The sequence below is a fragment of the Variovorax sp. CCNWLW225 genome (genome assembly GCF_037204045.1).
Taxonomy (GTDB): Bacteria; Pseudomonadota; Gammaproteobacteria; order Burkholderiales; family Burkholderiaceae_C; genus Variovorax.
The window spans coordinates 62,502-83,882 of sequence record NZ_JBBCBV010000016.1; the positions used below are offsets into that span (position 1 = coordinate 62,502).

19 protein-coding genes and 1 tRNA gene are annotated in these 21,381 nt (G+C 65.1%); 5 read left to right on the forward strand and 15 right to left on the reverse strand.

Annotated features, from left to right (window positions below; genetic code table 11):
• Positions 1–38: 38 nt before the first annotated feature.
• Entirely contained in the window at positions 39–437 is a 399-nt protein-coding gene (gene rplQ / locus V9L20_RS21700) for a 50S ribosomal protein L17 (protein ID WP_028258418.1), read from the forward strand.
• Positions 438–455: 18 nt separating this feature from the next.
• A tRNA-Met gene (locus V9L20_RS21705) sits at positions 456–532 on the forward strand.
• Between the two features lie 97 nt (positions 533–629).
• Here the strand turns inward: V9L20_RS21705 and V9L20_RS21710 are convergent.
• Genes V9L20_RS21710 through V9L20_RS21735 form a run of 6 tightly spaced genes read right to left on the reverse strand, consistent with a single transcriptional unit; the run spans position 630 to position 7,528 of the window.
• A complete protein-coding gene (locus V9L20_RS21710; RefSeq protein WP_126748520.1) occupies positions 630–1,028 on the reverse strand; it encodes a RidA family protein in 399 nt (132 codons plus the stop codon).
• Entirely contained in the window at positions 1,025–2,647 is a 1,623-nt protein-coding gene (locus V9L20_RS21715; protein WP_337298182.1) for an AMP-binding protein, read from the reverse strand. Before V9L20_RS21715 ends, V9L20_RS21710 begins: the two co-directional genes overlap by 4 nt.
• A 5-nt stretch (positions 2,648–2,652) precedes the next feature.
• On the reverse strand, positions 2,653–3,846 hold the full coding sequence (locus V9L20_RS21720; RefSeq protein ID WP_337298183.1) for an acyl-CoA dehydrogenase family protein: 1,194 nt from the start codon (positions 3,844–3,846) through the stop codon (positions 2,653–2,655).
• Positions 3,847–3,850: 4 nt separating this feature from the next.
• The gene (locus V9L20_RS21725; RefSeq protein ID WP_337298184.1) at positions 3,851–4,705 is read right to left on the reverse strand and encodes an enoyl-CoA hydratase family protein; all 855 of its coding nucleotides are present in this window, start codon (positions 4,703–4,705) and stop codon (positions 3,851–3,853) included.
• Complete coding sequence (locus V9L20_RS21730) at positions 4,702–5,178, reverse strand: MarR family winged helix-turn-helix transcriptional regulator (protein WP_126748516.1); 477 nt, start codon at positions 5,176–5,178, stop codon at positions 4,702–4,704. The genes V9L20_RS21725 and V9L20_RS21730 overlap by 4 nt, the downstream gene beginning before the upstream one ends.
• Before the next feature lies 1 nt (position 5,179).
• On the reverse strand, positions 5,180–7,528 hold the full coding sequence (locus V9L20_RS21735; protein ID WP_443098616.1) for a bifunctional salicylyl-CoA 5-hydroxylase/oxidoreductase: 2,349 nt from the start codon (positions 7,526–7,528) through the stop codon (positions 5,180–5,182).
• Between the two features lie 157 nt (positions 7,529–7,685).
• Here V9L20_RS21735 and V9L20_RS21740 point away from each other — a divergent pair, with 157 nt between their 5' ends.
• Positions 7,686–8,954 carry a cyclopropane-fatty-acyl-phospholipid synthase family protein gene (locus V9L20_RS21740; RefSeq protein WP_337298186.1) on the forward strand — a complete coding sequence of 423 codons (1,269 nt, stop codon included), beginning with the start codon at positions 7,686–7,688 and terminating at the stop codon, positions 8,952–8,954.
• A 12-nt stretch (positions 8,955–8,966) separates the two neighbouring features.
• The gene (locus V9L20_RS21745; RefSeq protein WP_126748513.1) at positions 8,967–9,293 is read left to right on the forward strand and encodes a DUF1840 domain-containing protein; all 327 of its coding nucleotides are present in this window, start codon (positions 8,967–8,969) and stop codon (positions 9,291–9,293) included.
• Positions 9,294–9,307: 14 nt separating this feature from the next.
• Here V9L20_RS21745 and V9L20_RS21750 read toward each other — a convergent pair whose 3' ends face one another.
• The gene (locus tag V9L20_RS21750) at positions 9,308–10,324 is read right to left on the reverse strand and encodes a Bug family tripartite tricarboxylate transporter substrate binding protein (protein WP_337298187.1); all 1,017 of its coding nucleotides are present in this window, start codon (positions 10,322–10,324) and stop codon (positions 9,308–9,310) included.
• 81 nt (positions 10,325–10,405) lie between these two features.
• A complete protein-coding gene (locus V9L20_RS21755) occupies positions 10,406–11,332 on the reverse strand; it encodes a LysR family transcriptional regulator (protein WP_337298188.1) in 927 nt (308 codons plus the stop codon).
• A gap of 111 nt (positions 11,333–11,443) precedes the next feature.
• On the opposite strand from V9L20_RS21755, the gene V9L20_RS21760 reads away from it, so the two are divergent.
• Positions 11,444–12,208 (forward strand): SDR family oxidoreductase, encoded by a 765-nt coding sequence (locus tag V9L20_RS21760; RefSeq protein ID WP_337298189.1) that lies wholly within the window; start codon positions 11,444–11,446, stop codon positions 12,206–12,208.
• Positions 12,209–12,242: 34 nt separating this feature from the next.
• Here the strand turns inward: V9L20_RS21760 and V9L20_RS21765 are convergent, their stop codons facing one another.
• The 7 genes from V9L20_RS21765 to V9L20_RS21795 all read right to left on the reverse strand — a co-directional run bounded on the left by V9L20_RS21765 (position 12,243) and on the right by V9L20_RS21795 (position 21,381).
• The gene (locus V9L20_RS21765; protein ID WP_337298190.1) at positions 12,243–13,217 is read right to left on the reverse strand and encodes an alpha-ketoacid dehydrogenase subunit beta; all 975 of its coding nucleotides are present in this window, start codon (positions 13,215–13,217) and stop codon (positions 12,243–12,245) included.
• A complete protein-coding gene (locus V9L20_RS21770) occupies positions 13,208–14,242 on the reverse strand; it encodes a thiamine pyrophosphate-dependent dehydrogenase E1 component subunit alpha (protein ID WP_337298191.1) in 1,035 nt (344 codons plus the stop codon). The genes V9L20_RS21765 and V9L20_RS21770 overlap by 10 nt, the downstream gene beginning before the upstream one ends.
• A 127-nt stretch (positions 14,243–14,369) precedes the next feature.
• Positions 14,370–15,509: a non-hydrolyzing UDP-N-acetylglucosamine 2-epimerase gene (gene wecB / locus V9L20_RS21775; protein ID WP_337298192.1), complete on the reverse strand. Its 1,140-nt coding sequence runs from the start codon at positions 15,507–15,509 to the stop codon at positions 14,370–14,372.
• Complete coding sequence (locus tag V9L20_RS21780; protein WP_337298193.1) at positions 15,506–16,555, reverse strand: polysaccharide biosynthesis protein; 1,050 nt, start codon at positions 16,553–16,555, stop codon at positions 15,506–15,508. The genes wecB and V9L20_RS21780 overlap by 4 nt, the downstream gene beginning before the upstream one ends.
• Positions 16,552–17,409 (reverse strand): dTDP-4-dehydrorhamnose reductase family protein, encoded by an 858-nt coding sequence (locus tag V9L20_RS21785; RefSeq protein ID WP_337298194.1) that lies wholly within the window; start codon positions 17,407–17,409, stop codon positions 16,552–16,554. The genes V9L20_RS21780 and V9L20_RS21785 overlap by 4 nt, the downstream gene beginning before the upstream one ends.
• A 10-nt stretch (positions 17,410–17,419) precedes the next feature.
• Positions 17,420–20,503 carry a rhamnan synthesis F family protein gene (locus tag V9L20_RS21790; RefSeq protein WP_337298195.1) on the reverse strand — a complete coding sequence of 1,028 codons (3,084 nt, stop codon included), beginning with the start codon at positions 20,501–20,503 and terminating at the stop codon, positions 17,420–17,422.
• Positions 20,504–20,682: 179 nt separating this feature from the next.
• Positions 20,683–21,381, reverse strand: coding sequence for a sugar phosphate nucleotidyltransferase (locus V9L20_RS21795; RefSeq protein WP_337298196.1), 699 nt, complete (start codon positions 21,379–21,381; stop codon positions 20,683–20,685).

Here is a 21,381-nt window from a genome sequence, read left to right on the forward strand (position 1 = left end):
ATACGGCTGCCTGTTTAATAAAGTAAAGGAAAAGCACCATGCGTCACGGACACGGACTCCGCAAACTCAACCGCACCAGCTCGCACCGCCTTGCGATGCTGCAGAACATGATGAATTCGCTCATCGAGCACGAAGTCATCAAGACCACGGTCCCCAAGGCCAAGGAACTGCGCCGCGTTATCGAACCGATGATCACGCTCGCCAAGAAGCCCACGCTTGCCAACAAGCGCCTGGCTTTCGACCGCCTGCGCAGCCGCGACAGCGTCGTCAAGCTCTTCGGCGAACTCGGCCCGCGCTTCGCAGCGCGTCCGGGCGGCTACACCCGCATCCTGAAGATGGGTTTCCGCGTTGGCGACAATGCACCCATGGCTCTGGTCGAACTGGTGGACCGTCCTGAAATTAAAGAAGAAGCCGCCGAGCAAGGCGCTGCCGAATAAGGTATAATTCCATCTTGCCGCGCGATGGAGCAGCCTGGTAGCTCGTTGGGCTCATAACCCAAAGGTCGCAAGTTCAAATCTTGCTCGCGCAACCAATTTAAAAGGCCCTTTGAAATTCAAAGGGCCTTTTTCTTTGGTCGATGAATCCAAATAAAAAGCCCTCTCGCGAGGGCTTTTTTATTGCTCTGCCGGTCAGTCGGGAATGACCGCCGTCACTTCGATCTCGACCTTGGCACGGTGCTCGACCAGCGCCGCCACCTGCACGCAGGTCATGGCCGGAAAGTTGCGCCCCATCGCTTCGCGGTACACGGGCCCGAGTTCGGCCAGCCGCCGGCTGTATTCGTCGCGGTCCGTCACGTACCAGGTCATGCGTACCATGTGCTCTGGGCCGGCGCCCGCTTCGCGCAGCACTTCGGCGATGTTGCGCAGCGCCAGGCCGCATTGGTCGATGAAGTCGTCCGACTCGAACTGCTGCTGCGCATTCCAGCCGATCTGTCCGCCAACGAACACCATGGTGCCGCGTGCGGCCACGCCATTCGCATAGCCCTTGGGGGGTAGCCAGCCCGGTGGCTGCAAGAGTTTGTTCATCATGTTGTGCTGTTGAGTTGTCTCAGTTTGAATCGCTGGAGCTTGCCGGTCTCGGTGCGCGGAAGCACCGTCACAAACTCGATCTCCCGCGGGTATTTGAAGGGCGCGATGCTGGCCTTCACGTGGTCCTGCAGCGCCTTGACCAGTGCGTCGTCGCCTTCATGGCCGGGCTTCAGCACGCAGAAGGCTTTCACGATCATGCCGCGGTCCGGATCGGGCTTGCCGATGACGCCGCACTCGGCCACCGCCGGATGCTTGAGCAGCGCATCTTCCACCTCTGGGCCGCCTACGTTGTAGCCGGCCGTGATGATCATGTCGTCGGCGCGCGCCTGATAGAAGAAGTAGCCGTCGTCGTCCTGCACGAACGAATCGCCGGGGTAATTCCAGCCGTTCTTCACGTAGTCGGCCTGGCGCGGATCGTCCAGATAGCGGCAACCGACCGGGCCCTGCAGCGCCAGCTTGCCGACCGTACCGCGCGGCACTTCGTTGCCCGCGTCGTCCACCACCTTTGCAGTGAAACCGGGCACCACCTTGCCGACCGCACCGCGGCGCACCTGATCGCCCGCGGCGGAGATGTAGATGTGGAACACCTCGGTGCCGCCGATGCCGTCGAGCATCTCGATGCCGGTGGCTTCCTTCCAGAGCTGCCGCGTCGCGTCAGGCAGCGCTTCGCCGGCGCTCACGCAGATGCGCAGGCTCGGAGCGCCGTGCTGTCGAACGAAGGGCGCCATCTGTCGGTAGAACGTAGGCGCGGTGTAGCAGATGGTCGCGCCGACCTCATTGATGAGCTTCACGAGCCCTTCGGGCGTGAACGGCGCATCGGCAAAGTACACAGAGGCTCCGGCCCACATCGGGAACACCAGCAGCCCGCCAAGTCCGAAGGTAAAGGCCAGCGGCGGCGAGCCGATCACGATGTCGTCGCTTCGCGCCTGCAGCACGTGGCGCGGCCATGTCTCGCACATGGCGAGCACGTCGCGGTGCGTGGTGACCGGTGCCTTGGGCTTGCCGGTGGTGCCCGATGTGAATGCAAGCAATGCGATGTCGTCCGACGCCGTCGGGCACGCCGTGAACACACCGCTTTTGGCCGCCGCACGTGCCGACAGCGAATCGGGCGCATCGGGCTTGTTGAAGGCAATCACCGATGCGAGCACCGGATGCTCCCGCTGCGCAATCGAGAGTTCGTCGAGCAGCCGGCCATCGCACAGCGCCGCCACCGGTTGCGCCTTCTCGATGATGTCGCCCAATTCCTTGGCGCGCAGCAGCGGCATGGTGGCCACTGCAATCAGGCCGGCCTTGACCACTGCGAGCCACGCCAGCGCCATGGCCACCGAATTGCCGCCGCGCAGCAGCACACGGTTGCCTGGCACGAGCGCCAGATCTTCGGTGAGCACCTGCGCGATGCGGTTGACCTCGACGGCCGCCTGTGAGTAGGTCAGCGTGCCTGTCGGCGAACGCAGCATCGGCTTGTCGCCGAACCCCTTGGCGGGCGCCTTGTCCAGAAGCTCTTCGACCAGGTTCAGCTGATCGGGCAGCTGCAACTCCGGAAGGTCGTAGCGAAAGACCGGCAACTGCTCGGCGGGCGGCAGGCGGTCGTGAACGAAGCGGTCGACTTGGGCAGACACGGTATTTATCCCCGCAGAACGGATTTGCCAATGATCAGTTGTTGAACCTCCGTCGCGCCTTCATAGATGCGCAGCGAGCGGATGTCGCGGTAGAGGCTTTCAATCTTCGTGCCAACCTTCACGCCAAGGCCGCCGTGCATCTGCAGTGCCATGTCGATCACGCGGCTCGCGTTCTCGGTGGCGCACATCTTGGCCATGGCCGCCGCAGCGGACACATCGCCCACTGCGGCTGCACCGCGCTGCTCGGCGTCGTCGCGCATCCACGCGGCGCGATAGGTGAGCAATGCGGCGCTGTCGATCAATGCAGCCATCTCACCCAGCTTGGCCTGCGTGAGCTGGAAGTCGGCGAGCGTCTGCCCGAACATGCGGCGGCTCTTCGCATGCGCGACGGCCTCGGCGAGTGCTCGGCGTCCCATGCCCAGCGCGGCGGATGCCACCGAGGCGCGAAAGATGTCGAGCGTGCGCATTGCCAGCTTGAAGCCGCCGTTGAGCTCACCCAGCTGCGCCGTGCGCGGCACAACGCAGTTGTCGAAGCGCAGCGTAGCCAACGGATGCGGTGCCATCACGTCGATGTGCTCGGACGTGTCGAGCCCGGGTGTCTTCGCATCGACGATGAACACCGTGATGCCGCGCGTACCGCCCGTTGGGTCCGTCTTTGCGAACACGCAATAGAAGTCGGCGATGCCGCCATTGCTGATCCAGGTCTTCGTGCCGTTCAGCCGCCAGCCCTCGGCGGTGGGCTCGGCGCGCATCGCCATCGCGGCCACGTCCGAACCCGCATCGGGTTCGCTCAACGCAAAGGCCGCGATCTTCTCGCCCTTGCCTACGGCCGTGAGGTACTGTGACTGCTGCTCCGGAGTACCCGCAAGCGTGATCGCACCGCTGCCCAACCCCTGCATCGCAAAAGCGAAGTCGGCCAGCGGCGAGTGGTAGCCCAGTGTTTCGCGCAGCAGCACGAGCGCGCGCGAATCGAGGCGATCGAGCGCACCACCCGCGCTGCCGGGCACCGCATAGCGCAGCCAGCCGCCGTCGCCGAGGCGCCTTACCCACTCGCGGCAGGCTGCGCGGTCGTCGCGCTCATCGATCTCTTGCGCTGCGCACCAGGGCAGCAGGTCGCGCGCGAGCGAGCGATGGGCTTCGTCGAAGAAGGGCAGCGCGAGATGCGCCGTCGAAGGTGGAGCGGGAATCTTCGTCATCATGGCGTCAGTCCCCACCGAACACCGGCTTGCGCTTGGCGGCGAAGGCTTCGTAGGCGCGCTTGAAGTCCTCGGTCTGCATGCAGATGGCCTGCGCCTGCGCTTCGGCTTCGATGGCCTGGTCGATGGTCATCGACCATTCCTGCGAAAGCATCGTCTTGGTCATGCCGTGCGCGAAGCTCGGGCCTTCGGCCAGTTCGCGCGCCACCTTGGTGGCAGCTTCGAGCAGCGCATCGCTTTCGTGCAGCGCGTTGAAAAAGCCCCAGGCATGGCCTTCTTGCGCCGTCATTGCGCGGCCGGTGAAGAGCAACTCCGATGCACGGCCTTGGCCGATCACGCGCGGCAGCAGTGCGCAGGCACCCATGTCCGCGCCGGCAAGGCCTACGCGTGTGAAAAGAAAGGCAGTGCGCGTGGCGGGCGAGCCGTAGCGCAGGTCGCAGGCCAGCGCAATCATCGCGCCGGCGCCGGCGCACACGCCGTCGATCGCGCCGACGATCGGCTGCGGGCATGCGCGAATCGCCTTGACGAGGTCGCCCGTCATGCGCGTGAACTCCAGCAGCTCGGGCATGCGCATGCCGGTGAGCGGGCCGATGATCTCGTGCACGTCGCCGCCCGAGCAGAAGTTGCCGCCCGCGCCGGTAATGACGATGGCCTTCACGTCGGTGGCGTAGTTCAACGCGCGAAACAGGTCGCGCAGCTCGGCGTACGAGTCGAATGTGAGCGGGTTCTTGCGCTCGGGCCGGTTCAGCGTGACGGTGCCGACGCCGGCTTCATAGCTCCACGCGAAGTGCTTGGCCTCGTAAGGCGCCTTGGCCTCGAATTGCGCGCGCATGGGATTGCCCGCTCCGATGTAGTGCTTCATTCGGCCTCCGCCATCTGGCTGTGTGAGTGTTGCTTGACCTTGCCGAGCAGCTTGTGAAGCTGCGCGATCTCCTTGGCGCTGAGTCCCGCGAAGGCATCGACGATCCAGTCTTCGTGCTGCTGCGCCATTTCGTTGAAGAGCTTGCGGCCGCGCGCGGTAAGACGCACGCGCCAGGCGCGCCGGTCGCCCTCGACGTCGACGCGCTCCACCAGCCCTTCGGTCACCAGCTGGTCGGTGATGCCGGTCACGTTGCCGCCCGTCACCATCATGCGGCGCGAGAGCTCGTTCATCTTCAGGCCGTCGGGCGCGCGCTCGAGCTGCGACATCAGATCGAAGCGCGGCAGTGTGGTCGAGAACTGCGAGCGCAGTTCGTTGCGCACCTGCTTCTCGATCAGCTGCGTGCAGGTGAGGAGCCGCAGCCAGAGCCGCAGGGCCTCGGGGTGTTCGCTGTGGGCGCGCGCTTCGAGGTCCATGTCAGTGCGTCTCCTCGTTGTTCTGCGCGGCCATTGCGGCATTGGCCGCCGCGGCCATCTGCTGCTGCTTGGCGATCTCGCGGTACATCTGGTCGCGCCCGCTCAGGTACTGCTTCGGCCAATCGACATCGCGGCTCTGCAGCTTCGCGGCTTCGTGCAGCGTCCAGGCGGGGTCGGCAAGGTGCGGGCGCGCGATGGCGCAGAGGTCTGCACGTCCGGCCGCAATGATGCTGTTGGCCTGGTCCGCATCGGTGATGGCGCCCACTGCAATGGTCGAGATGCCGACCTCGTTGCGGATGCGGTCCGAGAACGGCGTCTGGTACATGCGGCCATACACGGGCTTTGCGGCGCGCGTGGTCTGGCCGGAAGACACGTCGATGAAATCGGCGCCGGCTTCCTTGAAGAGGCGCGCAACGATGACCGCGTCCGCGTCGGTGTTGCCGCCGGGCGCCCAGTCGTGCGCGGAGATCCGCACGCTCATCGGCTTGTCTTCAGGCCAGGCGGCGCGCATCGCGCGGAACACTTCGAGCGGATAGCGGCAGCGCGCTTCGATGCCTCCGCCGTACTCATCGGTGCGCAGGTTGGTCAGCGGGCTGATGAAGGCCGACAGCAGGTAGCCGTGCGCGCAGTGCAGCTCGAGCCAGTCGAAGCCGCATTCGGCCGCGCGACGGGTGGATTCGACGAACCGCTCGCGCATGTCGTCCATCTGCTCGCGCGTCATGGCGGCCGGCAACTGGTTCTGCTCGCCATAGGCCACCGCGCTGGCGGACAGCAGCGGCCAGTTGCCGCTCTCCAGGGGCTCGTCGGTGCCTTCCCAGCCCACGCGCGTCGAGCCCTTGGCCCCGCTGTGGCCGAGCTGCATGGCGATCTTCGCGCTCGACTGCGTGTGCACGAAATCGACGATGCGCTTGAACGCGGCCTGCTGCATGTCGTTGTAGAGGCCGGTGCAGCCGGGGGTGATGCGGCCTTCGGGCGTCGGGCTCGTCATTTCGACGAACACCATGGCGGCGCCGCCGAGTGCGCGTGCGCCCAGGTGCACCAGCAAGAAGTCTTGGGGCACACCGTCGACCGCGCTGTAGGTGGCCATCGGCGACACCAGGATGCGGTTCTTCAACGTGAGGCCGCGCACGGTAAGCGGCATCAGCATGGGCGCCACCGGCTTGCCGCCCGCAAGCCAGCGCTCGTAGCCGCCGAGCCATTCGGTGTCGCGCACGCGCAGGTTCTCGTGGCTGATGCGCTGCGAGCGCGTGAGCAATGAATAGGCAAACTGCTCGATCTGCATGCCGGTGTAGCGCGGCACGTTTTCGAACCATTCCGTAGAGTTGCGCGCCGCGTTCTGGATCTTGAGCACCTCGACGCTGCGGCGTGCCTCGTAGCCTTCGAGCACGTGGTCGACAGTGCCGCCGCGCTCGAATTCATTCGCCAGGTCGATCGCGTCTTCGAGCGCGAGCTTGGTGCCCGAGCCGATCGAGAAATGCGCCGTGTGCGCCGCGTCGCCCATCAGCACCACGGGCACCGAGCGGCCCTGCACGTCGATGCGGTGCGTCCAGCGTTCGCACACCACGCGCGGAAAGCGGATCCAGTTGGCCGAGCCGCGCAGGTGCGTGGCGTTGCTGATGAGCGGATGCCCGCCCAGGTACTTGGCGAACAGCTTCTCGCAGAAGGCGATGGCCTCGGGCTGCTCCATCTGGTCGAGGCCATGGGCCTTCCACACCGCCTCGGGTGTTTCGACGATGAAGGTGGATGTCTTGTCGTCGAACTGGTAGGCGTGCGCCTGGAACCAGCCGTGCTCGGTCTGCTCGAAAGCAAAGGTAAATGCGTCGAAGGTCTGGTTCGTGCCCAGCCACACGAAGCGGCAGTTGCGCAGGTCGATGTCGGGCTTGAACACATCGGCATAGCGCTGGCGGATGCGGCTGTTGAGCCCGTCGCTGGCAATCACCAGGTCGGCGTTGTACTGGGCGGCAATCGCCTGGTCGTCCGTCGCGTCGGTTTCGAACACCAGCTTCACGCCCAGCGCCAGGCAGCGCTCCTGCAGGATGTTCAGCAACCGCTTGCGGCCGATACCGCAGAAGCCATGCCCGCCCGAGCGCACCTGGCGGCCCTTGAAGAACACCTGGATGTCGTCCCAGTGGTGGAACTCGTTGCCGATGAGCGCCGCGGTCTCGCCGTCCGCCGCCGCCAAGTTGGCCAGCGTCTGGTCGCTGAGCACAACCCCCCAGCCAAAGGTGTCGAACGGGCGGTTGCGCTCGACCACGGTGATGTCGAGCGCCGGGTTGCGCGCCTTCATCAGCAGCGCGAAATACAGCCCGGCGGGCCCGCCGCCGATGCACAGGATGCGTTGAAGGTCCATGGCGGGTGCGGCTGAAGCGCCGGCGGTAAGGCTGTTCATGATTGAATAGTTTAAGCATAAACAATGTGCTGTCAACGGGACCACTACCACAGGGGGTACCTTGCAGGTTGTGCGATGTCATGCAAAAAACTGAAAAAATCAATACCATGGCCGCACCATGCAAAGCTTGATACCCAAGATCGAGTCGCAGCTTGCGTCGCTGCCCGTGCCCATCGCGCTGGAATTGCCTGATGGCCGAAGAGTTGCCAAGCCGGGGTCCCGCGTCACCCTGGCGTTCAGCGAGTGGTCCGCGCTGGCCAAGCTGGCCGCCCGCCAGGTGGGCGCCATTGGCGAGGCGTATGTAGAGGGCAAGGTCCAGATAGAAGGCGCAATGCGCGACCTGATCGACGCAACGGTCGGCATGCTGCCCGGCAACCCCGCCGAGACCAACACCACCTGGTGGACCCGCCTGGCCCGGCTGGCCAAGTCCCGCGGCTCGCACTCGCTGAACAAGGATGCGGAGCAGATCCAGTTCCACTACGACGTTTCGGACGACTTCTACGCGCTATGGCTCGACCCGCGCCGGGTTTACTCGTGCGCCTACTTCCGCACCCCCGAGCTGACGCTTGCCCAGGCGCAGGAAGCCAAGCTCGACCACATCTGCCGCAAGCTGCTGCTGCAGCCCGGCGAGAGGTTCCTGGACATCGGCTCCGGCTGGGGCGGCCTGCTGATGTGGGCGGCCGAGCATTACGGCGTGGACGCCACCGGCATCACGCTGTCGAAGAACCAGCATGCGCATGTACAGCGGCTCATCGACGAAAAAGGCCTGCAGGGCCGGGTGCGCGTGGAGCTGCGCGACTACCGCGAGCTTTCCGCCGATGCGCCTTTCGACAAGATCGCGTCGGTCGGCATGTTCGAGCACGTGGGTGCGGCCAACATGCCGACCTATTTCCGCAAGATCCATTCGCTGCTGAAGCCCGGCGGCCTGGTGCTGAACCACGGCATTACCTCGGGCCAGCTCGACTACCGGCAGCTGGGCGCGGGCATGGGCGACTTCATCGAGAAGTACATCTTTCCGGGCGGCGAGCTGCTGCATGTGACGCATGTGCTGCGCGAAACGGCTGCCGCGGGGCTGGAGATGGTCGATACAGAAAGCCTGCGCCCGCATTACGCGCGCACGCTCTGGGCCTGGTCGGACGCGCTCGAGGCGCAACTCGGCACCGCACGCGAAGTGCTGGAGCGCACCGGCGGACCCCAGAGCCGCAATGCCGAGCGCATCTTGCGGGCGTATCGCCTGTACCTGGCGGGCTCCGCCATGAGCTTCGAGCAGGGTTGGATCTCACTGCACCAGATGCTTTCCACCAAGCCGGACGGCAGGGTGGAGCACGGTGCGCTGCGCGGTTCGCAATCGGTGTACCCTTTTGCCCGTGACTACATCTACAAGTGAGTAAAAACAACCATGCTGTATAAATTTCAGTCGCGGGCTACGCCTGACTTCGTCATGCTGGAGGTGCATGCGCGCCAGCTGCTCGACATCGTCGGCAAGCCGGCCGCGCCTCAGGGCATCATCACCGTCGAGCAGATTCCCGCCGCCATCGCGGCGCTCGAGTCGGCGCTGGCACGCGAGGCCAGCAACGCCCCCCACAACCACGACGATCACGTCGTCGAAGGCCACGCCGATGACGCCGAAAAGCAGCATGTGAGCCTGCACCAGCGCGCCGCGCCGCTGCTTCACATGCTGAGGGATTCGCTGGCCGAGAAAAAAGACGTCACCTGGGGCACCTGACCAGGCCGGGGCGGTCAGTCGACCTTTGCGCCGGAGTCCTTCACCACCTTGGCCCACTTCACATGCTCGCTGGCAATCAGCTTGGTGAAGTCGGCGGGTGAATTGCCGCTCGGAATGGCGCCTTGCGCCAGCATCTTTTCCTTGATGGCGGGCGTGCCGAGCGACTTGGCCACTTCCTGCTGGATGCGGTTCACGATGTCGGGCGGCGTGCCGGCCGGCGCGAGCAAGCCGAACCAGGAACTCGCCTCGAAGCCCTTGAGCGCCGGGCCACCCGCTTCCTCGACGGTCGGAACATCGGGCAGCGCCGGGGAGCGCTGGGCGCTGGTCACGGCCAGGGCCGTGAGCTTGCCGCCCTTGATCTGAGCCATCGACGAAGGCAGGTTGTCGAACATCAGGTCGGCATTGCCGCCCACCAGGTCCAGCAGCGCGGGGCCCGAGCCCTTGTACGGAATGTGCGCCATGTAGGTGCCGGTCATGCTCTTGAAGAGCTCGCCCGCCAGGTGGATGGACGTGCCGCTGCCGCTGGAAGCCATGTTGAGCTTGCCCGGGTTGGCCTTGGCGTACTTGATGAAATCCTGCACGTTGCGGATGTTCAGTGCCTTAGCCTTGTCGGCGTTCATTTCCATCACATTGGGCACGGCCGCCACCAGCGTGATCGGCGCGAAATCCTTGATCGGGTCGAACGGCAGCTTGGGATAGAGCGCGCGGTTGATGCCGTGCGTGCCCACCGTGCCCATCAGCAGCGTGTAGCCGTCGTTCGGCGCGCGCGCGACAAGCTCGGCGCCCACGTTGCCGCCCGCGCCCGCGCGGTTGTCGACGATGAACTGCTGGCCGAAGGCCTTGGAGAGTTCGGGCGCAACAGCACGCGCCAGGATGTCGGTGGTGCCGCCGGCAGCAAAGGGCACGACGATGCGCACCGGCTTGTTCGGCCAGGTGTTCTGGGCCCACGAAGGAGCAGCCGCAAGGGCGATCACCGCTGCGGAAGCGGCAAGCGCAGTCCGGCGATTCGTTTTGAAGATTGAAGAAGTCATGCGCGCGTTTGTACAGGTGAACGGCTTCGCGCGTCGCGGGTAAAAACCCCGGTGGTGCGCCGGGTATGCCGGGTATGCCGGTTAGGCCACCTGCATCCGCTCGGCGAAGCGCTCGCGGCGAAAGCGCTCCAGCACAAAGTCGATGAACACCCGCGTCTTGGCCGGCAGCAGCTTCTTGCTCGGGTAATAAAGCCAGACCGCGCCCGCATCGAAATGCCACTCGGGCAGCAGGCGCACCAGTTCGCCGCTGCGCAAGCCCCGCTCGACGAAGGGCATCGGCAGCATGGCCACGCCCAGGCCCATCAGCGCGGCATGCGCAATTGCTTCCGGATCGTTGAAGATCGCGCGCGGCCGGGGCAGCTCCACCGTGGTCTGGTCGCCGGTGGCGTGCTGCAGCGTCCAGCTGCGCAGCCGGCCTGTCGGCGAAGAACGGCGCAGCAGCGCATCGAACTGCGCCAACTCGGCTGGATGGCCGGGCAGCGTGCGGCCCGCCAGGTACCCCGGGGCGGCCACCGCCACCACGTGAATGCGCGCCAGCTCGCGCGCCACCATGCCGGGCGACAGCTCGATGCCGCCGCCAATGGCCGCGTCGAAGCCCTCGCCCACCAGGTCCACCTGCTGGTTGTCGAAATGCCAGTCGGGCAGGATCGACGGGTAGCGCGCAAGAAACTCGCCCATCAGCGGCAAGACATGCTCGCGGCCGAACGCCTGGCCCATGCTCACCTTCAGCGTGCCGGCCGGTTGGCCGTCGTCCTTCGAGACATCGGCCACCGCGTCTTTCAGCGTAGTGAGCGCCCCGCCGATCTGCCCCAGGAACCGCTCGCCGCCCTCCGTCAGCGTGAGGCGGCGCGTGCTGCGCTGAAACAGCCTGACGCCCAGGCGCGCTTCGAGCCGGGCAACGTTCTTGCTGACCGCCGCGGGCGTGAGCCCCAACCTTCGGGCGGCGGCCGAGAAGCTGCCGCTTTCCGCGCTCTGGACAAAAGAATCGAGGTGATTGAGCGGTTCCATTCGCTCATTTTCAACCAATGGTTGAATTTGATTGCACCAATTGACGGCTACCGCGAGGGTAATGAAATCCTGACACTGAAGGTCTTCCACTTCACAACTGCAGGAAACAACATGGCCTCCACCCCCCAACCCACCACTCCCGTCCTGGCCGGCAAGGTCGCTTTCGTCACCGGCGGTTCGCGCGGAATCGGCGCCGCCATCGTGCGCCGCCTGGTTCGCGACGGCGCCGCAGTGGCCTTCAGCTACGCCAGCTCCAGCGCTCCGGCCGACGAACTCGCGCGCAGCATCGAAGCCGAAGGCGGCCGCGCGCTGGCGCTGAAGATCGACAGCGCCGATGCCGCCGCGCTCACGGCCGGTATCGACGAAGCGGCCCGCACGTTCGGCAAGATCGACGTGCTGGTGAACAACGCCGGCGTGTTCCTCGGCGGCAGCCTCGACGACTTTTCGCTCGAGGACTTCGACAAGACGCTCGACATCAACGTGCGCGCCGTGTTCGTCGCGGCCAAGGCGGCCTCGCGCCACATGGGCGAAGGCGGACGCATCATCAACATCGGCAGCACCAACGCCGAGCGCATGCCCTGGCCCGGCGGCAGCGCCTATGCCATGAGCAAGTCGGCGCTGAAGGGGCTGGTGCAGGGTCTCGCGCGCGACCTTGGCCCGCGCGGCATCACGGTCAACAACGTGCAGCCCGGCCCGGTCAACACCGACATGAACCCGGTCGACGGCCCGAACGCCGCCGCCATGCACGGGCTGATGGCGCTCGCCCGTCATGCGCATCCCGAAGAAATTGCAGGCATGGTGGCGTACCTGTCCAGCCCCGAGGCCGGTTTTGTGACAGGCGCGAGCCTGAACATCGACGGCGGCTTCGCGGCCTGAACGGCTGAACTGATGGGCCCCTCAGGGCCCGGCATCAGCCCAGCAGCTTTTTCGCGGCCGCCACCACGGCTTCGGCGTCGACGCGCGATTGCGCTTCGAGCACCGGCGCATAGCCGACCGGAATGCGCGGCGCGCCGAGCCGCGCCACGCGGCACCCGGTGGCTTCGGCGGCGCTGGCTGCAATCTCGGCACCGAAGCCGGCCACCTGCACCGCCTCGTGCACCACCAGCAGCCGCTGCGTGCGCGCGCAAGAAGCAAGCACCGTCTCGCGGTCCCACGGCCAGAGCGTGCGCAGGTCGATCAGGTCGGCCGCAATGCCTTCGGCCGCGAGCGCATCGCAGGCGGCCGCGCATGCCTGCACCTGCTTGCTCCAGCTCACGATCGTGATGGCGTTGCCTTCGCGTACGCGCCGCGCCTTGCCAAGCGGCACGGCCATGTCTTCGTCCACGTTACCGCGCAGGCCCCACAGCGTCTTGTGCTCGATGTAGACCACCGGATCGCCGCACTGCAGGGCGGCGCGCAGCAGGCTGTAGTTGTCCTGCGGGGTCGAAGGGCTCACCACCACCACGCCCGGCAGGTGCGCGAACCACGCTTCGAGCGACTGCGAATGCTGCGCGGCCGAAGCGTCCCAGATGCCGCCCGGCATGCGCGCCACCAGCGGCACCCGGCCCTGCCCGCCGAACATGAAGCGGTTCTTGGCGGCCTGGTTCACCAACTCGTCCATGCCGCAGAGCGCAAAGTCGACCACGCGCATCTCGACCACCGGGCGCAGGCCTGCGAGCGCCATGCCCACGCCGGCACCCATGATCGCGGCCTCGCTGATCGGGGTGTCGATTACGCGCTCGGCGCCGAAGGTCTGCTGCAGCCCCTTGTACTGGCCGAAGATGCCGCCGCGGCCCACGTCTTCGCCGAGCACCACCACGCGTGCATCGGCTTCCATTTCGCGTTGAACCGCGAGCACCGCGGCTTCGGAGTAGCTCAAATCCTTGAAATCCTTGTTCAGTGCCATTGGCCGGCTCCGATGGTCTGCACGTCGCTGAAAGCGGCGGTGGCGTCGGGCCAGGGTGCCGCATCGGCAATGGCCAGGGCGGTATCGACCTCGTCGCGGGCAGCGTTTTCAATCGCGTCGAGCGTGGCAGCGCTGACGCCGTGCGACAGCAGGTGCCCGCGTGCCCGTGCAATCGGATCGGTTTCGAGCGCAGCGGCGAGTTCGGCCGGATCGCGGTACGCCGCGAGATCTACCGAGACATGTCCCTTCACCCGGTAGGTCAGCGCATGCAGCAGGCGCGGCCCGCCGCCGTCGCGCACTTCGCGCACCAGTCGCGCAGCGGTTTCATGCACCGCGAACGCGTCGTTGCCATCGACCTGCGTGGCCGCAATGTCCATGGAGGCAGCACGCGCCGATGCACCCTCGCCCGCCGTCATCGGCCCGCTTGCGGTGGTGGCGCTCCAGCGGTTGTCCTCGCAGACGAAGAGCACCGGCAAGTCGTACACGCGCGCCCAGTTCAGCGCCTCGAGAAAGGGTCCGCGATTGATTGCGCCGTCGCCGAAAAAGCAGACCGTGATGTCACCGTTTTTCTTGAGCACCTTTTGCGCATGTGCAGCGCCCACGGCAATCGGCAGGCCGGCCGCCACCACGCCGTTGGCGCCGAGCATGCCGACCGAAAAGTCCGCAATGTGCATCGAGCCGCCCTTGCCGCCGTTGAAGCCCGTGGCCTTGCCGAACAGCTCGCACATCATGCGGACCAGGTCAGCGCCCTTCGCCAGCGTGTGGCCGTGGCCGCGGTGCGTGGAGGTGAGGTAATCGCTCACGCGCAGATGGGCGCACACGCCTGCCGGCACCGCCTCTTGCCCGGTTGAAAGATGCAGCGGCCCGCGCACCTTGGCGGAACCGGCGGCCTGCTGGCCATAGGCGCTCACGCCACCCTGGCTGGCCGCTTCGGCGGCGTTCTCGAAGGCCCGGATGCGCACCATGGTGCGGTACAGCGCCTCGCCGATGATTTCTGGCGTGGCGTTTGAATTGCTCGAAACCATTTTGTCTCCAGCGCCGGTGATGCGGGCGCATGGGAAAAAATGGTATCAAGCGTGACGAGCCTTCGGCACGGGGCTTACCCCCGACGCGTCTCGGTTGCCTCGGCCGTGTCTTGCGAGGGTCGCGGCTTCAGCTTGGACGGGGCTTGCGCCAGACCGTGTCGTTCACGATGTCGATGTAGCTGGCCACGATGCGGACGATGGTGTCGGACGCGTGAGGAGCGAGGTAGTCGGGCACGTTGCACGGTCGCCGGTATGCCGGGTCGTACGCGAGACGCACGAGGCGCACTGCCTCCAATACGCGCTCGGCGCTCGCACTGCTGAAGACCAGGGTCCCGCCATCGACACCCTCCGCACGTTCATGCGCATCGCGCACGGAAACCGCCGGCAAGCCCAGCAGTGCGGCTTCTTCGGTGATTGTCCCGCTGTCCGATATGACGCAGTAGGCCTCCTGTTGAAGCCGGACGTAGTCGGTATATGCGAACGGCGGCAGCAGCCGCACGGCGGCGGAACCCATTTGCAATCCGGTGGTTTCCAGCCTGGCGCGGGTGCGAGGGTGGGCCGAGACGATCACCGGCAGACCGTGGTCGCGTGAAAGAGCCCCTACGGTCTCCACCAGCTGTGCGAGCTTTTCCGGTGCATCGACGTTTTCTTCGCGATGCAGGCTGACCACCAAATAAGCGTCAGGTGCGAGCCCCAGCGTTTCGAGAACGGTTGAGCGACCGATCTTGTTCGCATAAAGACGCAGCACCTCGTCCAGGTGCGAGCCGACCTTGAAGATGCGATCGGCCGGCAATCCTTCCGCCAGCAGATAACGGCGTGCATGTTCGGTGAGCACCATGTTCACGTCGCTGAGGTGATCGATGACCTTGCGGTTCAACTCTTCCGGTACACGCTGATCGAAGCAGCGGTTGCCCGCTTCCATGTGGAAGACCGGAATCTTCTTTCGCTTGGCGGGAATCACGCACAGGCCGGAGTTGGTGTCGCCGTAGATCAGCAGCGCTTCCGGCCGTTCATTGTCAAAAATCGCATCGCTGCGCGCAATGACCTGCGCGATGGTCGCGGCGGGGCTGTCGGCGGCTGCTTCCAAAAAATGGTCAGGCCGACGGATTCCCAGGTCGTCGAAGAAGATCTGGTTGAGTTCGTAATCGTAGTTCTGCCCCGTATGAACAAGCACATGCTCGAAGGCCTCATCGAGCTTGGCGATCACGGCGCTCATCTTGATGAGTTCGGGCCGCGTGCCGATCACGGTCATGACTTTGCGCTTCATGGTGCAACCGTTTGCCTGGCTTGTGTGCGCCCCAGTTGCGCCTGGATGTAGTCGAGGCCCATCAGCATTTCGATCAGCGCGGCCTGCTCCAGGCGCTGGGTGTTGTGCGAGGTGTAGTCCTGAGCCTTGTCGATATCGACTCCACCTTCAGTATAGAACTCCGAATAATTCAAGTCCCGTCCATCGGCCGGAATGCGGATGTAGCGGCCCAGGTCCTTGGCACGAGCCATCTCTTCTCGTGCGACCAGCGTTTCGTAAAGCTTCTCGCCGTGCCGCGTCCCGATGATGCGGATCTCGCTGCGGCTCTCGAAGATCTCGCACAGCGCCTGCGCCAGCTCCATCACGGTGGTGGCCGGTGCTTTCTGGACGAGGATGTCGCCCTGGCGGCCATGCGCATAGGCGTGCAGAACCAGGTCCACGGAGTCGGGTAGCGACATCATGAACCGCGTCATTTGCGGATCAGTCACCGTAAGGGGCAGGCCCGCCTTGATCTGCTCGACGAACAGCGGGATGACGGATCCGCGCGACGCCATAACGTTGCCATAACGGGTGGCGCAGATGATCGTGCGCGAATCGGCGTGCAGCCTGGCCTTGGCGATTGCCAGCTTTTCCATGAGCGCCTTGGTCATCCCCATGGCATTGATGGGATAGACGGCCTTGTCGCTGCTGAGCAGCACCACCCGGTCCACGTCGCGCGCGATTGCTGCGTTGAGGACGTTCTCTGCTCCGAGCGCGTTGGTGCGGATGGCCTCCATAGGGTAGAACTCACAGGAGGGAACTTGCTTGAGCGCCGCTGCATGAAACACGAGCTGCGCACCTCGAAGTACCTGAGCAACGCTCTCGTACTGGCGAACATCGCCAATATAGAACTTCACTCGTCGGTCGTGAAGCGCGATGCGCAGCTGATGCTGCTTGGCTTCATCCCGGCTGAAGATGCGAACTTCCGCGATGTTGGTGTTGAGGGCCCGGCGCACGATCGTTTCGCCGAACGACCCTGTGCCGCCCGTAATCACGATGGTCTTTCCGGAGAGGGCTTCGATGGTCATGGGAAAACCTTTCTCATCTGCTCGATCATGTCTTTCCACGACGGGGCGATGTAGCCTGTGGCCGAATGAAAGCTCGACCCGTCCAACGACCGATCGATGACCGGCTCGTCGGCTGGCTCGATGGCGATGTCGTGCCCATAGGTCCGCGCGAACAGCGCAAGGAGGTCGAACTTGCTGATGGGTGCCGCACTGACGTGATATACCCCCCGCAGATCTGGCCGCGGCAGGACGTATCGGCCCACCACGTCAGCAAGCTCCACCGTGGTAAGGCCCGAGAAAAGCGCACGTCGGAATCCCTTGACGGGGCCTTCCTGCGACAGGAACCACTCCAGCAAGCCGTGGGCCGATGCCAGTTCGGGGCCGACGATGGAAGTGCGCAGCGTGATGGTGTGCGGGGCGTGCAACTCACCGAGCAATTTCGAGCGGCCATAAAGATCCTGGGCATCACACCGGTCTGCTTCGGTGTAGCGCCCTTGGCTGCCGTCGAACACGCAGTCGGTGCTGAAGTGAACAACACGCGCGCCCACCATCCGGGCCAGGCGCGAAAGGCGGTGCGGCAGCATCGCGTTGATCGGCAAGACGACCAGCGGATCGTTGGCAGAGACCTGCTGCTTCACGACCCCTACGCAGTTGACGACCACCTCCGGGCGCAGCTTATCGAGCACGCTGGACAGCATGTCGGCGTCTGTGACGTCGACGCCTGCCAAAAGCCTCGAAGCTATGAAAGAGGGGAGTCGGTCCGCCGCGCTGCCGGCGCGCACCGTGCCATAAGCATCGATACCGGGAAGCTCAGCGAGCCGTCGCAGCATGGCGTGGCCCAACATACCTGTGGCGCCAAGGATCAGGACTTTCATAGGCAAACCTTCACGCAGCGTTCATCGACGCAAATTGGGCGTTGTCGGCTGGGCGCAGCACGGGCGAGCCGGATGCCAGTGCCTCATCGAGCCGGACAAGCCGGTGCGCGGTGCCAAAGAAGCGCCGCTGAGTCTCCGCGAGTTCCAGTGCCGCGGCGGCGCAACGCTCGTCCGCAACCACGAACACCTCCCCGGGCCGGACGCTCAGGGGCGGTGGCAGATTGCCGCGGCGAGGGAGCAGCGTGACCACTCGGCGCTCGACCAGCGTGCCCGCGTCTTCTAACAGGCGATCGAAGCGGCGCCGAAGTTCATCGATGCCGGGCCCAGAGTGGTTAAAAGATTGCGCACCCTCTTCAGGTGCAAGCAACGTCCAGCGTGCGCGGCTGGAACCCTGCGGCCTGAAGCGGAAGGGCGGGGTTTCACGCGGCAGCCCCATCGGCCCGGTTTCGGCGAGCGCCGGGTCCTGCAGCAGAAAGGAGAGTTCGGCCAGTCCGGCGACCAGTGTCGGAACATCCGGCACCTGACGCATTCCACTGGATTTCTCGCTCAGCGCGGCTACGCCTATCTTGATCCACGTGTGACCAGTGTGCTCGCAGACACGAAGGAACAGCCGCTCGATCGCATGTGCATAGGTCACCCCCGAACCCACCCCGGCACCCTCGGGAAAATCGTTGGCGGCCAAGCCGAGGCTGAGCAACGGGCTCAGCGCCGCAGAGCGCGCCCAGAACATGGAGCCCGTTGGAAACTCCAGTGGCTGCTCTCGCCGAAGGTCAATGCCCATACGCGCGGCCAGCATTTGTGCATCTGCAAAACTTCGCCCCCAGTCGAGCGAACTGCGCAGAGGCGCCCAATGCTGCGGCATCACCACCCCCAGCCTGGCGTCGTGTGCAAATGCGGACAGAATCGATTGCACGGTCTCAGGCGAGCCCAGCAAGGTTTCGTACAGGTAGTGCCGCCAGCTTTCACCGTGCCCCCAATGGGAGGATTTTTTTCCGTGCAGGTAGAGGACGATGTCGTGGCGCGCATGCGCCTCGCGCAGTTGGTGCAGCCGCGGTGCGATGTCGCCGCCGCGATTGGGGACCACGTGTACTTCCAGCGCCCCCAAAGTCCAGCCTGCAAAAACCTGCTCGATGGCGAGCCGCTTGTGGGTGGTGTCGGTGGTAATGAACACGCTGCTTCCGAGCGGGAGATGACGAAGTGCATCCCGTGTTTCGATTGCCAGGTCTTCGTAGAACAGGTGCACCATCGCTGCTATGCGAAACGGTGGCAGCGCCATGTTCCTCGCCGCTTCGCCAAACGGGACGGCCAGGAAGCCGTCGAGCTGCGGGTCTGGCAGAACGGCGCGATCGGCCGGCCCGGGCACGGCGGCATCGAACTGCATTCGCTTGGTCCTGAGAGCCTGCTGTTCCTCCCACCAAGCGGTGAGCGGCGTGCCAGTGTTCGTGTTCGCAGCGCCCGCTCGTCCGGCTTCGTCTACGCATGCGGGGTGCTCCGGCAATGGGCTCGCCCTTTCGTCGAGCATGATGCCCAGGCGGTGAGCCAACTCCTGGTCCTTCCACTTGTGCGCAAGGATCCAGCCGGACGCGACGGCTGCCGTAGGCGGCTGTGCCAGAGTGCGCTCGAATGTCATGCCCATCAGCCGGAATTTCGCAGCCGACACTTGCAGGACGCGAATGCCGCATGCATGTGCCCGGAACGAATAGTCGGCTGCTGCCGCAGCCATATCCATCCGCTCGTCAAAGGGGCCCAGCCTGTCGTAGACGGATCGCGAAATTGCCAGGCAGAACGGCGATGCCCATGGCTGTTCGACCGGGAAGGGAGTTTCCTCGGTCGCGACCTGCTCAAGTGCCGGTTGCACGAGCGTTTCGCCGCCCTGTGCTCGCATCACGCGAGCCATTTCCGATACGGCGTCCGGCGCCAGCACGCCACCGGCATCGAGCGCCAGGTAAGCCTGCGCGCCGCGGCCGAATGCGGCATCCATCATTCTGTTGTGAGCTGCCGCTGCGCCTGCCGCGCCGCGCCGGGGCAGGCAGCCAATGCCCGGCGGAACGACTTGTGAAAGCGCAACCGCAAAGCCGTCATCGGCGACCAGCAAACTCCCGCGTTCTTTCTGGCCTGCTGCGCTCAGAGCAGCCAGGGCACCGCCGAGCGCGCATTGCAATTGCCCGAGAGCGATATCCGCGGCCACCACGCCCGCCGCCAATGGCAGCACCGTCGTCGCAGACAGGTTCCACCCTGCTGCGTCACGGCGCTGCACTTCGGCTTGCAAGTCAGCCACCAACGAAGGTTGCGGCGTGGCAGCGATCGCGGATGGCGCGGCGTTGGCTTGCGGCTCAGCGGAGGCGATCGCGGCCTTCCGAAGAAACTCACGCCGGGCGCGCAGTCCGCTGAGGAGCCGTCCACGCAACGTCCACCAAGCCAGCTTGGCCGAGCGGCGAAGCAAGGTTCGCAATGGCGTGGGAAGCCGCGCGGAAATTCGTTGCAGCAGCAAAGCGACGCGCCATGCGGTACTGGCTTCGATAGTTGCCATCCGATGCGAGAGCGCATCGGCTTGGGCCTGCACAGCTGTATGCAACCGCTCACGCTCCTGCACGCGTGCAGCCCATCGGGCGAAATCCTGCTCGCTGCGTACGGCCGCGTGTTGCAGGGTAACGACTTGGCGCTGCAGCAGTGAAAGGGCGGTTCGGTCCTGCGTGCCTTGTTGCCGAGCGTCCCAGCTTGCGCCTGCCATGGCGAACGCGGTTTCGAATGCCGTGGCCTGTTCGGGTGCCAACTCACACAGGGCGCGCAGGGGCCGCGGTGCCTCTGCTGCCTGCCCCGCAATCACCAAACCCAGTCCCGCGCCTGCTGAAAGCGTCATGCTGGACGACCGGTCGACCTTGCCGTCCCAGCGCCGCCACAGCAAAGCCCCGCGCTGCCCGGAGTGAATTCCATGGACCAGCACGACGGCACCATCGGCGAGATTTGTTTGCCAGTGCTGCGGCTGTGCCTCGTCCTCGTCAAGGGCGGCATCGATCACCAGCAGATCGATTGCGCCGTCGGGAAACAGGCACCGTTCGAAAGAACCGCCGGACTCAAGGATCAGTGCCTGCATTTCGTCGCAAGCGGGGCCTTTGCCTCCCACACGCCAGAACGGGCGCATGCCCGCGACCCAGAACGCGAAAGGTGCTTGCGGCCACGGCATTCGCGCGCGTTGCCCCCCTGGGGGACCAGCGAAGAGCGGCAGCAGGCCTTGCAGGGCAAGGGCCCCGGCTGCTTGATCGCCGGCTGTACTCAAGAGGCGACCTCACTGGCAGGCTGCTGCGACACCATTTTTTGCGCGCGCGCATAGTCTTCGGGCCGGCCGATGTCCAGCCATTCGCAATCTGCTTCATAGGCGTGAACGCGCCTGCCGGCGGCCATCATTGCGCTCAGCAGATCAGGCATGTCCAGTGCCTGCCCCGGCACCACGAATTCGCGCAGGCTGTCACGCGTCAATGCGTACACTCCCATGCTGACAAGATAGTCCGTACGCGGTTTCTCGCGGATGCTGGTGATGCAGCTCTCGGCGTCGATGTCGATGACGCCATACTCGATCTGCATGCTTCTGCGCAGCACAGAGACGGTGGCATCGGCCTCCCGCTTGAGGTGCTGCGCGGCGACTTCGTTGAAATCCAAGGTGGTCACAAGGTCGCCGTTGAGCAATAGAAAACGGTCCGCCATGCGATCGAGCACCTGCGACACCGGGCCGCAGGTTCCCATTGGCGTATTTTCGACGGCGTATTCGATCGACAGCCCCAACGCCCGTCCGTCGCCGAAAAATGCTTCAATGAGGTGGTGCAGGTGATTGACCGCGAGGCACACGCGTCGCACCCCATGCGCGTGCAACTTGCGCAGAAGGTATTCGAGCACGGGCGCGTCGCCCAGCGGCATGAGTGGCTTGGGCAACACCGTCGTGTAAGGCATGAGGCGTGTGCCCTTGCCGCCTGCCAT